This window comes from Pontibacillus salicampi (genome assembly GCF_042434395.1).
Taxonomy (GTDB): Bacteria; Bacillota; Bacilli; order Bacillales; family BH030062; genus Pontibacillus; species Pontibacillus salicampi.
In genome coordinates this window covers 353,145-365,990 of the sequence record NZ_JBHLTP010000003.1, presented here as the reverse complement: position 1 = coordinate 365,990, position 12,846 = coordinate 353,145, and the positions used below count along the sequence as shown (strand labels likewise).

The following is a 12,846-nucleotide window of genomic DNA, read 5'->3' as shown; positions in this document are numbered from 1 at the left end:
TGTCCAAAAAAAAGGGGAAGAACGATGAAAAAAGCATATATGTATGTTGGGATTGGCATAGCTCTCTGCATCATTTTACTAGTAGTATCCAAACAATACTGGCTTCCGTTGGATGAAACAGTTGTAAAATATTTCCCATTAGATGACACAAAACAATTGGAACAAAGCTCTACTTCTTTAACCTTATTATCGGAAAGCGACAAAGACGAATATGATATTCAATGGAAAACCAATTCCACTTTAGCTGAACCTATTTATTTAAGACAGGATATTTCGCTTCTATATGCAAATGGTCATTTACGAGGCATATTGAGTAAGTGGAAGGAAAGCGGTCAAAATGTAGCTCTGGAATTGAATGTTCATGGAGAGGATAGCGGACATTACCAAGCGGTTACCTATCATCACGGAGAGGTTCATTATCCAGATGATAAAATAAAAAGCATCCAGGATATGTCACAAGCTGAATTGTATGTTGTGGATTCACCAATGACACCGCTGGAATCCTTTCAAAAACCAGAAAATAATACCCAAAGCGAATGGAAAAAGACGTTAGATCATGCTACAAATCAGCAGCTTTTATACGAATGGAATCAATTAATTAACCATTTTCAAATACCGAAGAATGATTACGAAAGTATTCCGTTAACTTCTTTACCTGATTATATATCAAAGCCCTTCCCGCAACTCAATCAGCAACAAACACAACAAGTGATTGGCCAGCTATGGGAAGGACTTTACAAGAATTATGTGTTAGATTTCGCAGTGGAAAGTCAAAAATCGTCTGATCAGACGTTCAAAAGTTATATCCCTCTCATACTCGCTGACAAAGGAGGCACACATCTGCTTGTCATATATGAAAATAGCAAGGGGAAGAAAATAAAACTCACGCAGCGCTATCCAGATTCTCCCAAAGATTGAATGATCTCTTTAGCTTTTTCGTTTCCAGGGTCAATACTCTGCGCTTTTTTTGCAAGCTTCAAAGCCTCTGATTGATTCTGTTCTACATCGCGGTAAATGATACTTAAATTGATATAGGCTTCAAAACGATTAGCGTTTAAGGAAATAGCTTTCTGATAATCAGCTTTTGCCTTCTCGTACTCCTTTTGACCATAATAGCCATTGCCACGAACGAAGTAGAGTAAATCGTTGTTTTCTTCGGTACGGGGTAACGCACGATTCGCTATATCAATAGCCTTATCAAATTCATCATTCTGAAGATAACCACTACCGACCTGTGCCTGAATAGCAGCATCATAATGATTGTCGGAATGGTTCAACCCATAATAGCCAAGCCCTGCAGCAACTACAGCAATAAGAGCTAAACTACCCAACTGTCTTCCCCAAGCTTTATTACGAGGGAGATGGACCATGCTGGATGCTAGGAAGCCGCCAAGTAAACCGCCTAAATGTGCGCCATTATCCACCTGTGGCATAACGATACTAAAGCCAATATTTAATACTAATATGATAATGACGTTCATCCCTATCGTTTGGAAGAATAATTTACGGTACACGACTCCAAAGAAAAGCAAAGCTCCAAATAGTCCGTATATAGCCCCAGATGCGCCGGCAGCAACGTTTGGTGTAAATGCGAAGCTTGCTAGTCCGCCAACAATACCGCCTATAAAATATATGGGAAGGAACCTGATACTGCCATACATTCGTTCCACTACACTACCGAGAACATACAGTGCAAGCATATTTAGCGTGATATGGAGAAAGCCGATATGGAGGAACATACTCGAAACAATGCGCCACCATTCCCCATCAATTATAGCTGGATTATACTTAGCTCCATACTCCACCAGTGTGTAAGTATCCGTGCTGCCACCATTCCACTCGATTATAGTGAACATTATCAAATTAATAGCAATAAGAAGATAAGTCAAAATTGGCTTGCCAAAAGCAAAGATCTCTTGTCTTTCTTTTCGTTTACGTTCATGATTATTCTTTATGGATTGCTGTAAATAGCCAATCATTTGCTCCATTTCCATTTCGGATGGCTGCTGGAAGTCTGGTTCAGGTAACGATAATGTATGATACAGCTTTTTCATTTCCTCCGCTCTTCCCATATGATCCAAATAAAACGTATGAAGTGTAATATTCTTGTTTTGATTTAGATTTCTCGTTTTACTTACTTCTTCCCAATCATCGACAGGAGGATATTGAGCAATATATACATTATGTATGACAAGTTTCCTACTCGCTAAAACCTTTTTAACTCGATTAACATTTTGCTCTAATAGACGTTGATCCTGTTTGATCTGATTTGCCCAATCAAAGGATTGGTGAGAAAGGCGAACAACATAGCTTGTATTTTTATCTCTTCTTTCCAACCATATTTCCTCTTTGTTCTCATCTAGCTGCAGCACTTCAAATTCATGATTGATCATAATATCTGAAGCTAATCTCCAAAAATAATAAGACTCTTCTATATACATATTCACCCTCCTCTCTTTATCTTATCATGGGATCAATCCTGTTATGAAAAAAAGACACTCATCTTTTTCCCTCTTCTCTAGAAACCCAACACAGTTTTTTAAAAAAAGATGTCTTCTTAATCGGCAGTCACGTTTCATTGTACATACATGTGGTCTTACAAATGATTTAGTAAATAGCTTTATCCATCATCCTCATTGATGATATATGTAAAAGCAGCTTTCTGTACTAAAAAACAAAAACCCCGTACACAAATTTGTACAGGGTTCTCTACATCCTATCATGTTACAAGGTGGATCTGCCCAAAATAGACGGTAGTATTTTCTCTCTTACATAAGGTACGCGCATGCTCCAAGAAACAGCTACCTTCCTCAGAACGTCCACGGTTAAAATCCCATTTAGAATCTTATATTTGTACCGGTTAATCATGACAGCACCGACTATTAGTAAAGCTAACCAAATAAGCATTCGCACTACTAACATCCTCCTGTTTCTGTTGGATAATGATAGTATGTGGTGGAATCAAGCTTCTTATTCTACCGGAGTTTTTTGTAAAACAGGAGCTAATGTTTCTTTTAACACATTGGCTGAATGAGTGAACTGTTCTTTCTCTTTTTCGTTCAATGTCAATTCCAGAACTTCTCGGACTCCGCTTCTATTCACCACGGCTGGAACCCCGATATAAATGTCATCCTGGCCGTATTCCCCGTTCAAATAAGCAGAAACAGTCAAAATGGAATTTTCATTATGAAGAATAGCTTTAGTCAGACGAACTAACCCCATAGCTATGCCATAATAGGTCGCTCCTTTTCGTTCAATGATATGATAAGCAGCATCTCGGACTCCAATAAACAAGTCCTCTAGATCCTCTTCCTTGTACTTTTCAGGATTATCTCTTATCACTTCATGGATAGATCGACCGCCAATATTCGCCTGGCTCCATACAGGAAGCTCAGAATCGCCATGTTCTCCCATGATATAACCATGTACGTTACGAGCATCTACTTCGAAATACTCCCCTAAGCTATAACGCAGTCTTGCCGTATCTAAAATAGTTCCAGAGCCTATAACTCGATGACTTGGTAAACCAGAGAACTTCCAGGTCATATGCGTCAGTACGTCCACCGGATTGGTTGCCACTACAAAGATTCCATTAAAACCGGCACCCATCACTTGGTCTACTATAGATTTAAAGATAGTTGCGTTCTTTTCCACTAAATCCAATCTTGTTTCCCCTGGCTTTTGATTTGCTCCAGCTGTAATGACTACAATATCAGCATCTTTGCAATACATATAATCTCCATACCAAATTTTTGTATAATTTGGCGCAAATGCTAAGCCGTGGTTTAGATCCATGGCATCGCCTTCTGATTTATCCTTGTTCAAATCAATCATCACTAATTCATCAGCTACCCCCTGGTTTAGCAAAGCAAATGCGTAGCTGGAGCCTACAAACCCTGTACCAATTAAAGCAACTCTATTGACTCTTTCCATGACAATCATCCTTTCGGGGAAGTATTTCGATCTATACTTAGATTGTACATTATTTCACAAACTATAAAAAGAAGCGAAAGCGCCTTCAATGTTGCAATTTTGTTAACATTTAACTTCTTACCTTTTTAATACAGCTTTCCCTTCTCTGTTACAAGGTGATCCACAGGAATGTCAAACGTTTCAAAGGGGAGATTTTCAGTTACTTGAGCATTTGCGGCCAGTGCGACGGTAGTATTAGGAAAGTCACTCAAATATCGATCATAATACCCTCCACCATATCCAATACGATACCCACTATAATCAAACAGCAGCCCAGGTACAATCATTAAATCTATGGCTTCCTTGGAACACTCCTTCGTTAGTTCTACCTTAGGCTCCTTTAATCCGTAAAAGACAATTTCTAATTGTTCAAAGCTTGTTAATGTGTAAAATAGCAGTTCATTTCGTTCAGGATAACATTTAGGAACCGCTATTTTCTTTCCTTCTTCCCAAGCTTTATGTATCAAAATGGTGGTATCCAATTCATGTTCTTGTGGGATCGTTGTGCCGATAACGTCAGCTCGCTTCCACATGCTAGTCTGAAATAGATTATCCATTATGGAGACAGAAAGCTCCTGTCGTTCTATAGCTTCCATTCCTTTCAGCAATTGGATGCCTTTCTTGCGCAGCCTTTTTTTCATTCCTATACCTCCTCCATGCTAAACCCAACACAAATAGCTTTTGTTATAGTAAAAAAGATAATAAAAAAACAGTAGGAGAATATCCTACTGTTCTTATTTAGTCTCGCGGTGAAGAGTATGCTTCTTCAAACGCGGGCTATATTTCATTAGCTCTAAACGCTCTGGGTTTTTACGCTTGTTTTTAGTAGAAATATAATTACGATCTCCAGTTTCAGTACAAGCAAGTGTAATATTTACACGCATTGTTATCCCTCCAGTTAAACTTTCATAGTAGGTCATGTAACCATTCTATCTTCAGACTTACTTATAGTATCAAAAAAACAGGGACATTTCAATATAAACCAACAAGTTTCCCTCATTTTTAAATTTCATTAAAGGATTAGTTTCCCTTGTTTTCACTATACCTGACTTATGATATAACTAACAAAGAGAGGAAAAAATGAGGTGACCTATTTGCTTTATACTATACTTACGTTATTTGTAGTATCCTTTGCTCTATACCTTATATCATTTGCAATGAAAAACAAATATAAGGAATTGGAGGACCAAGTGGAACAAATATCGATTTCCACCATGCAGGAGAATTATCAGTTAAAGAAGAAAATGAAGGTTTTGGAGGAAGAGCTGCTCATCGATGATTATTCCAACTCCTCTTACTCAACCAAAAAACAAGAATCTGTTCTAAAGAGTTCACAACCAGGCAGCTCACAGCCACCATTAGTCCAACGAGTATTACATATGTATGAACAAGGGTACACGACGAAGGACATTGCACAAGAAACATCTCTTCATGAACATGACATATTAACCACCTTAAGGCAATATTCCACGAAAGGGTAGTGTATGAATGAAACACACCATTAGAGCATTCGCATTCGGCCTATGTACAGCTACTGCTTTACTAGCCTTTACCTATTATGAAACACAAGAGGGCAGCGCCTCTAGTACTCCTACAGAAGAAGATGCCAGGCAGGTGTTAAAACAGGAGGGCTACCACATATTATCCACAAAAGATTACAAGGAGTTAGAGGAAGCTGCAAAGCAGGCTCAAAAGAAGCAAGATGATAATCAAGAGACGAATTCCGAGAAATCAGAATCAGGAAATAAAAAAAACATATTCTACTCCCTCACTATTGATAAAGGAATTTCCTCAAGCGAGATTAGTAAAAAGCTAATGGAAACAAATATTATTGAAGATGAAGAGGCATTTAATCAATATTTACAAATGAATGATTATAGTCGATTTATTCAAGTAGGGACATATGAAGTACATAACAACATGTCGTATAAACAGATCGCTAAAACCATTACGAATAAATAAAACGAAACCTGGGATGCTCCAGGTTTCGTTTTATTTATTATTCATTCAGATCAAAGGTTTCCCCTTTAACAATATAGAAAATATTCTCGCCAATATTCGTAATATGATCCGCAAAGCGTTCGATATACCTTCCAACAAAGGCTAATTGCATAATATGCTGGATATTTTGAGGATGATCAGCGGATAGCTCCATCAATTCTTTAGTAATCTTTCCATACATGTTGTCTACTTTATCATCCATATCTGCAAGAGTTCTCGCTAAGGAAATGTCTTCATGTTCGAATGCCTTCGTAGCAACATCAACCATTTCCATAGCCTGATTTGCCATCTCCCTTAAAGCGGGATTAATAGGAAGGTCATGTTCTTTCCCTAAATGAATCGTACTCTTCGCGATGTTAGTCGCATGATCAGCCATTCTTTCTAAGTCAGTAGACGTTTTAATGGCTACAATAAGCCTTCTTAAATCCGTAGCGACTGGCTGCTGTCTTGCAATTAAAAGAATAGCTTTCTCATTAATAGCAACTTCCTCTTGGTCTAAATATTGATCGTTCTCAATGATCTGCTGTGCTTTTTCCACATCGTGATCATATAAAGAATCAATGGACTGCTCAAATGCATTAACACAATTTACGGCTAACTTCTTAATATTAAATTGTAAACTGGCTAACTCATCATAAAATTGACCTCTTAACGCCATTGGTTAACCCCTTCCCAGGGCTACACTACTCTAATTAACCAAAACGACCTGTAATATAATCCTCAGTACGTTTATCTGATGGAGTAGAGAATAGTGTATTCGTATTTGCGAATTCTACTAGCTCTCCATTTAAGAAGAAGGCAGTATTGTCAGAGATACGTGCAGCCTGCTGCATGTTGTGAGTGACGATAATAATACTATAGTTTTCCTTTAATTCTTGAACTAATTCCTCTACTTTCGCAGTGGAGATTGGGTCTAATGCAGATGTAGGTTCATCCATTAGAATGACATCTGGTTCAATGGCTAAACAACGGGCAATACATACACGCTGCTGCTGTCCGCCAGAAAGTCCAAATGCATTTTCATGAAGTCTATCTTTTACTTCATCCCAAAGAGCTGCACCTTTTAAGCTTTTCTCAACGATTGCGTCTAATGTTTTCTTATCCTTGATACCATGTATTCTAGGACCATATACAATGTTTTCATAGATGGATTTAGGGAATGGGTTTGGATTTTGGAACACCATACCCACTTTTGTGCGTAAATCCTCTACTGGGTAGTTTTTATCATCAAATATATTTTTTCCACGATAATCTATTTCTCCAGAAGTTCTAACAACAGGGACCATTTCTACCATTCTATTGAGTGTTTTAATAAAAGTAGATTTACCACAGCCAGAAGGACCAATAATGGCAGTAACTTCTTTTTCCCCAATGTCCATATTAATATCATAAAGTGCTTGACTCTCTCCATACCATAGATTCAAATTTTTCACGGTATATACAGAGTCAGCAGCTTTGGTTTGTTCTTTCGGTGTTTGTGATTCCTGTTTATTTACTTGCGCCACGGGAATTCCTCCTCAAAAAATTCAAAGTATAATCTTCTTAGAAGCGTTTAGAGAATTTGTTACGAATTACAACAGCTATAGAGTTCATCACTAATAAGATTGCTAGTAATACGATAATACCAGCTGACGCAACTTCTTGGAAAGCCTGTTGAGGCTGTTGTGTCCAACTGAAAATTTGTATCGGCATTGCTGTGTAAGGATCCATAATATTGCCTGGCAGCGTGAATATTGCTGTAGATGCACCGACGATAAGCAATGGAGCTGTTTCTCCAATAGCACGAGATAGAGCTAGGATACTTCCCGTCAGTATTCCAGGAATAGCAGCTGGCAGCACTACACGACGAACGGTCTGCCATTTCGTAGCACCAAGTGCATAGGATGCTTGTCTGACATCCTGTGGTACAGAACGAACTGCTTCCTGTGCAGATACAGTAATAACTGGTAATACTAATAAGGCTAGGGACAATCCCCCTGCTAACACAACTTCCCCAATATTAAACACATAAACAAAAATAGTTAGACCTAGAAGACCAAATACGATAGATGGTACTCCTGCAAGGTTTTGAATATTAAGTTGAATAAATCTCGTTAATTTATTTTGCCGTGCATATTCTTCCAGATAAATTGCTGTACATACACCTAATATTATCGTAACTGGTGCTGTAACGGCCATCAGCCATAAAGAACCTATCACACCGGCTTTAATCCCTGCTCGCTCTGGGGATGCAGAGGTAAAACCAGATAGAAACTGCCAATCCAGTCCACCAATTCCTTGAGTCAATATGCGATAACCTAATGCGCCTAAGAAAATTAATCCTATTAACGTTGCAAAGAAAAAGACCCATCTTCCAATTTTATTCTTTACGATACGTTTCCCCATATTAGTTTTTACTGTTTGTTCGTCAACGTAATTCATTTTAATACTCCTCTCTGTATCGACGAGAAATATACTGTGCTATTAAGTTCATGACAAGAGTAAACACAAATAGTGTTGCCCCGACAGCATAAATACTGTAATAAATTGTACTTCCAAATCCAGCATCACCTTTTGCAACCTGAACAATGTATCCTGTCATCGTTTGAATAGACTGTGTAGGATCCATCGTAAATTTAGGGGTAGCACCTGCTGCGATAGCAACAATCATGGTTTCACCTATTGCACGAGAAATACCTAGTGCAAAGGAGGCTACAATTCCAGATAAGGAGGCTGGGAGCACTACTTTAAAGGTAGTTTCTAACCGTGTAGCACCTAATGCCATAGCACCTTGGCGCATAGTATTTGGAACAGCACTCATCGCATCTTCCGTTAACGAGGCAATCATCGGTACAATCATAATACCAACCACGATACCTGCACTTAATGCGTTAAAGAAAGATAGTCTTGGAATGATACTTTGTAGCACAGGAGTTACAAACGTCAATGCAAAGAAACCATAAACAACAGTAGGTACACCTGCTAGTACCTCTAATAAAGGCTTTAAAATTCTTCTCCATTTATCACTTGCATACTCACTCAAGAAAACGGCTGACGCAACACCAATCGGTATAGCTACAAGCATTGCAATTACCGTAATTAAAAGTGTTCCACTGACTAAGCCCATAATTCCAAATTCACCCTGCCACGGGTTCCAATATGTGCCGCTAATAAAGCTGAAGAAGTTTACTTGATCAAAGAAAGTAAATGCTTCACTTAGCAAAGTATAAAGGATACCTACTGTAACTAATACGGAAATAATGGAAGCTAGTAATAGTAATTTAGGAACTAGTTTCTCAATAAACATGAGGGAGCCACGATTCTTTCTATTCTCCTCAATGATTGCACCTACTGATTTTTCATTCATCTGCTTAGAGGTAGATGACATAAGTTTGAAATCCCCTTTCATCTCATTAACATAGCAAAAGCGAGGGGTACTAGCTCACCACTAGTGCCCCCTCACCCGAACCATTATAGTTCTATTAATCTTTTTCTTTAATTATTCAGATGGAGCCATTTCTTTTACTTTGTCAATTTGCTCTTGGTACTTCTCGTCTGGAAGAGCAACATAGCTTACTTCTTGAGCTGCTTCACCAGCATTGTTTAAAGTATAAAGAGTGTAATCTAGAACTTGTGGCTTTTCTAGAGCACTTTCAACAATGTAAGTGTACAATGGACGAGATAGTGGAGTGTAAGATCCATCTTGAATTGTTTCAGGGCTTGGCTTAACAGCTTCTGCATCTTCACCATCTTGGATTCCTAGAGCTTTAAGAGAGTCTTTGTTTTCTGCATAGTATGCATATCCAAAGAAACCAATAGAATACTCGTCGTTCTTAATACCTTGTACTAGAGTATTATCATCTTCAGATAGTGTTACGCCACTGTCTTCACGCATTGAATTTTCTTCAAGAATTGCTTCGTTGAAGTAGTCAAATGTACCAGAATCATGTCCTGGAGCATAAATTTTAATTTCTTCGTCTGGCCACTCAGAGTTAATATCAGACCATTTTGTTTTACCACTGTCAGCTAGGAAGATTTCTTTAAGCTGAGAAACAGTTAGTTTATCAATGAAATCAGCATTAGGATTTACTGCAACAGTAAGACCATCGTAAGCTAATTCTAGTGGATGAAGGTTAATTCCGTTCTCTTCTGCAATCTTTTTCTCTTCTTCTTTGATTTCACGAGAAGCGTTAGAAAGATCAATTTCACCCTTAGTAGATTTCTTGAATCCACCACCAGAACCGATAGAGTCAACTGTTACGTTTACTTCTGGCTGCTCTTTCTGATATTGCTCAGCAATGTAAACTGCCATTGGATAAACTGTAGAAGAACCTGCAACCTGAACTGTACCAGAAAGTTCTTCGCTAGAACCCTCTTCGGAGCTTGTGTTTTCACCTTCTGAACTACTATCAGATTCGCTGTCTCCACCTTCACTGCTTCCACAAGCTGCAAGAGCTGTAAGAGCAAGAATTAGAGTAAGTAGAAGTGCTAATTTCTTGAAACTCTTCATTTCAATTTCCCCCTAAAATGTTTGTTGAATTTTGTTGGTTGATTGCTTTATCAACTCACAATTCATATCTTAACCATACTCTTTTAATTCTATATAAACGAAATGTTAAGGTTATGTAAATGTGGTCAGGAAATTATGACATCTACCCTATTTTTTACACTGTTTCCATCGTTTTCTTTTCGACGTTAAAAGGCAGAAAGTTGCATATACTGCAACTTTCTGCCTTTATTTTTTAAAGATATGTTTAATCGGATGTACTTTCCGCAACTTCTTTTTCTTGTGAAACCTCATCTCCTGATGAGCGCTTCTCTTTCAGCTCGAAGTAACCGTCTAAAATATCCCTGCCTATCTTTTTGTTTACCTGATATTGACCATTAACAATGCCTGTATTCGGAACTACAACCGCAAAGGCTACCTCAGGATTATTGTAAGGAGCATAGCCCACGAGAGTGAGGTTTTCAATTTCCTTCGGTTCATACCTTAGAACATCCCCTTCACTGTCCCTTATCGGTTTCCAATAATTTGCCTGAGCTGTACCAGTTTTTCCAGCCGCCTCATACTCTGCATCCCGGAAATAATAGTGTGCTGTACCGCCCTCTGTGAATACTTCTCTAAAACCTTTTTGAACTTGCTCAATATATCTTTGCTCCATCGATACCTTGTTTAATACATTCGTATTGTAGGAATTCACAACCGGGCCAATTTGATTGCGTTCTGTAGTAGGCTCCCTTACTTCACTTACAATCCTTGGCTGCACACGATAGCCATCATTTGCAATGGTGGAAACATATTGGGCTAGCTGCATTGTTGTGTAGGTATCATACTGCCCTATCGCCAAGTCCATAATATTACCACCCATGAAATTATCACTTTTCTGTCCTGAGCCTTCCGTGTTGCTAGGAATATCGACTCCCGTCTTCACACCGAGACCAAATTGACTGTAATAATTTCGGAACACTTGAAAGCGGTCCGGGTAGAAGGTTAGCTTTTCATTTGGCTGATAGCTTTCGTCTCCACCCATTCTCATTCCAACATGATACATATATACGTTCGATGACTTCTTTAAAGCCTCAATATCTGTCACGTTCCCTAAATTCTGATAGGAGCTTTTCACAGGGGTGCCTTTCAGCTTTATGGGAGAATCATAAAACGATTGACCAAGGTCTATGACACCATAATCATACCCTGCCAAAAGAGTAGCTCCTTTGACAACGGAGCCTGGTGCTACTGGTGCGCTCACTGCTCGAATTCCACTATCATAAAACTCCTTGTCTTCTTTATCCCAAGTCTGACCTGATATGGCAAGAATTTCTCCTGTGTCAGGATCCATGGCAACTGCCATTGCTTCATTTAAGTATTGATTTTCCGTTGGGAATTCGCTTTTGGCTGCTTTTATATGTTTTTGCAAAGATTCATCCATTAGCTTCTGCAATTGGATATCTAAACTTAAGACAAGATCTTTACCTCGCTGCCCTTCCTGGACAACAGTTTCTTCGACTAAATTGCCATTTCTATCGGTCGTATATTGTATTTGTTTCTTCTGTCCTTTTAACAAGGACTCATACTCTTCTTCTATTCCACTTGTTCCTACACGATCGTTCCTACTATAGTTTCTGGACATATAGTATTCCAATTCATCTTTCGGGAGACCATCTGTAGTTATACTACCCAGATAATCCGTAAACGTCTGCTCGTAAGGATATTTGCGTTTCCAGTCTGTTGTAGCATTGATTCCTGGCAGTTCACTTAAATGCTCCGCTACCGTTGCGTATTCTTGCTGAGTAACATCTTCATTTTTAATGACGTGCGGTGTAAGGGAATAAGCTTTATCCAATTCCCTCTTAATCGCTATAACTTCAAGCTCTTTCTCCTTAAACGTCAAATCCTCCTCCGGATCAATACGCTCTAATAATATTTCATATGGAGAAGGTTCCCCTGCATTTTTTTCATCTTCCGTTCGTTCTTGCTCATCCTCAGTGAGACGATTTGAATAAGGATCATCTTGTGTTAATATCCAATAATCCTTCTTATCTCTTATCGTGACATCCCCAGTATCCATCTTAATCATTCCAGCCAGTTTTTGAGCAAGCTCCAAATGCTGCTCCTGCGTTGGTGATTGAGATGGTGTATAGGTAATAGAATATAACGGTTTATTATCCACGACAACATTACCGTAACGGTCGAACATCTTGCCTCTAGGTACTGGTATCTTAGTTGTTTGATTAGTTGTTTTATCAATTTCCTCTTGCGCATCGGCTCCAAATAAGATTTGTACAACGCCTAGTTGCAAAATCAAGCCAGCAAATAGCAAAAAGATGGCAAAAAAGAGAACATTTAACCTAAAGGGAAGATGAGATTTTTTCTTTTTATGCTTTGATGCCATT

14 protein-coding genes are annotated in these 12,846 nt (G+C 38.6%); 3 read left to right on the top strand and 11 right to left on the bottom strand.

Annotation, left to right across the window (positions count from 1 at the left end):
- Positions 1 to 24 precede the first annotated feature (24 nt).
- Positions 25 to 918, top strand: coding sequence for a hypothetical protein (locus tag ACFFGV_RS03275; protein ID WP_377345133.1), 894 nt, complete (start codon positions 25 to 27; stop codon positions 916 to 918).
- Here ACFFGV_RS03275 and ACFFGV_RS03270 read toward each other — a convergent pair.
- The 5 genes from ACFFGV_RS03270 to rpmG form a co-directional block, all read right to left on the bottom strand.
- Positions 894 to 2,441: a rhomboid family intramembrane serine protease gene (locus ACFFGV_RS03270; protein ID WP_377345132.1), complete on the bottom strand. Its 1,548-nt coding sequence runs from the start codon at positions 2,439 to 2,441 to the stop codon at positions 894 to 896. The two genes, ACFFGV_RS03275 and ACFFGV_RS03270, sit on opposite strands and share 25 nt — an antisense overlap.
- Before the next feature lie 283 nt (positions 2,442 to 2,724).
- Positions 2,725 to 2,907, bottom strand: coding sequence for a protein YqgO (yqgO, locus tag ACFFGV_RS03265; RefSeq protein ID WP_512700583.1), 183 nt, complete (start codon positions 2,905 to 2,907; stop codon positions 2,725 to 2,727).
- A gap of 63 nt (positions 2,908 to 2,970) precedes the next feature.
- The gene (locus tag ACFFGV_RS03260) at positions 2,971 to 3,933 is read right to left on the bottom strand and encodes an L-lactate dehydrogenase (RefSeq protein WP_377345130.1); all 963 of its coding nucleotides are present in this window, start codon (positions 3,931 to 3,933) and stop codon (positions 2,971 to 2,973) included.
- A 125-nt stretch (positions 3,934 to 4,058) separates the two neighbouring features.
- Positions 4,059 to 4,613, bottom strand: a complete 555-nt coding sequence (locus ACFFGV_RS03255; protein WP_377345129.1) for a 5-formyltetrahydrofolate cyclo-ligase — start codon at positions 4,611 to 4,613, stop codon at positions 4,059 to 4,061.
- Between the two features lie 93 nt (positions 4,614 to 4,706).
- Positions 4,707 to 4,856, bottom strand: coding sequence for a 50S ribosomal protein L33 (gene rpmG / locus ACFFGV_RS03250; protein ID WP_138600785.1), 150 nt, complete (start codon positions 4,854 to 4,856; stop codon positions 4,707 to 4,709).
- A 210-nt stretch (positions 4,857 to 5,066) separates the two neighbouring features.
- Between rpmG and ACFFGV_RS03245 the strand changes: the two genes are divergently transcribed.
- Both ACFFGV_RS03245 and ACFFGV_RS03240 read left to right on the top strand, forming a co-directional pair.
- The gene (locus ACFFGV_RS03245) at positions 5,067 to 5,453 is read left to right on the top strand and encodes a hypothetical protein (protein WP_377345128.1); all 387 of its coding nucleotides are present in this window, start codon (positions 5,067 to 5,069) and stop codon (positions 5,451 to 5,453) included.
- 7 nt (positions 5,454 to 5,460) lie between these two features.
- On the top strand, positions 5,461 to 5,934 hold the full coding sequence (locus tag ACFFGV_RS03240) for an endolytic transglycosylase MltG (RefSeq protein WP_377345127.1): 474 nt from the start codon (positions 5,461 to 5,463) through the stop codon (positions 5,932 to 5,934).
- A 37-nt stretch (positions 5,935 to 5,971) separates the two neighbouring features.
- On the opposite strand, the gene phoU is transcribed toward ACFFGV_RS03240, so the two are convergent.
- From phoU to ACFFGV_RS03210, 6 genes are all read right to left on the bottom strand, one after another.
- Positions 5,972 to 6,631 carry a phosphate signaling complex protein PhoU gene (phoU, locus tag ACFFGV_RS03235; RefSeq protein ID WP_377345126.1) on the bottom strand — a complete coding sequence of 220 codons (660 nt, stop codon included), beginning with the start codon at positions 6,629 to 6,631 and terminating at the stop codon, positions 5,972 to 5,974.
- Between the two features lie 34 nt (positions 6,632 to 6,665).
- On the bottom strand, positions 6,666 to 7,406 hold the full coding sequence (gene pstB, locus ACFFGV_RS03230) for a phosphate ABC transporter ATP-binding protein PstB (RefSeq protein ID WP_377345848.1): 741 nt from the start codon (positions 7,404 to 7,406) through the stop codon (positions 6,666 to 6,668).
- 109 nt (positions 7,407 to 7,515) lie between these two features.
- Complete coding sequence (pstA, locus tag ACFFGV_RS03225) at positions 7,516 to 8,394, bottom strand: phosphate ABC transporter permease PstA (protein WP_377345125.1); 879 nt, start codon at positions 8,392 to 8,394, stop codon at positions 7,516 to 7,518.
- A gap of 1 nt (position 8,395) precedes the next feature.
- Complete coding sequence (gene pstC, locus ACFFGV_RS03220; protein WP_377345124.1) at positions 8,396 to 9,340, bottom strand: phosphate ABC transporter permease subunit PstC; 945 nt, start codon at positions 9,338 to 9,340, stop codon at positions 8,396 to 8,398.
- 111 nt (positions 9,341 to 9,451) lie between these two features.
- The gene (locus tag ACFFGV_RS03215) at positions 9,452 to 10,462 is read right to left on the bottom strand and encodes a PstS family phosphate ABC transporter substrate-binding protein (RefSeq protein ID WP_377345123.1); all 1,011 of its coding nucleotides are present in this window, start codon (positions 10,460 to 10,462) and stop codon (positions 9,452 to 9,454) included.
- A 244-nt stretch (positions 10,463 to 10,706) separates the two neighbouring features.
- Positions 10,707 to 12,845, bottom strand: coding sequence for a peptidoglycan D,D-transpeptidase FtsI family protein (locus tag ACFFGV_RS03210; protein ID WP_377345122.1), 2,139 nt, complete (start codon positions 12,843 to 12,845; stop codon positions 10,707 to 10,709).
- Position 12,846: the final 1 nt, after the last annotated feature.

Excerpts from the sequence above, each read along its gene's own strand:
- ACFFGV_RS03275 (WP_377345133.1), top strand. The coding sequence starts at position 25 with ATGAAAAAAGCATATATGTATGTTGGGATTGGCATAGCTCTCTGCATC.
- ACFFGV_RS03270 (WP_377345132.1), bottom strand. The coding sequence starts at position 2,441 with ATGTATATAGAAGAGTCTTATTATTTTTGGAGATTAGCTTCAGATATT.
- yqgO (WP_512700583.1), bottom strand. The coding sequence starts at position 2,907 with ATGCTTATTTGGTTAGCTTTACTAATAGTCGGTGCTGTCATGATTAAC.
- ACFFGV_RS03260 (WP_377345130.1), bottom strand. The coding sequence starts at position 3,933 with ATGGAAAGAGTCAATAGAGTTGCTTTAATTGGTACAGGGTTTGTAGGC.
- ACFFGV_RS03255 (WP_377345129.1), bottom strand. The coding sequence starts at position 4,613 with ATGAAAAAAAGGCTGCGCAAGAAAGGCATCCAATTGCTGAAAGGAATG.
- rpmG (WP_138600785.1), bottom strand. The coding sequence starts at position 4,856 with ATGCGTGTAAATATTACACTTGCTTGTACTGAAACTGGAGATCGTAAT.
- ACFFGV_RS03240 (WP_377345127.1), top strand. The coding sequence starts at position 5,461 with ATGAAACACACCATTAGAGCATTCGCATTCGGCCTATGTACAGCTACT.
- phoU (WP_377345126.1), bottom strand. The coding sequence starts at position 6,631 with ATGGCGTTAAGAGGTCAATTTTATGATGAGTTAGCCAGTTTACAATTT.
- pstA (WP_377345125.1), bottom strand. The coding sequence starts at position 8,394 with ATGAATTACGTTGACGAACAAACAGTAAAAACTAATATGGGGAAACGT.
- pstC (WP_377345124.1), bottom strand. The coding sequence starts at position 9,340 with ATGTCATCTACCTCTAAGCAGATGAATGAAAAATCAGTAGGTGCAATC.
- ACFFGV_RS03215 (WP_377345123.1), bottom strand. The coding sequence starts at position 10,462 with ATGAAGAGTTTCAAGAAATTAGCACTTCTACTTACTCTAATTCTTGCT.
- ACFFGV_RS03210 (WP_377345122.1), bottom strand. The coding sequence starts at position 12,845 with ATGGCATCAAAGCATAAAAAGAAAAAATCTCATCTTCCCTTTAGGTTA.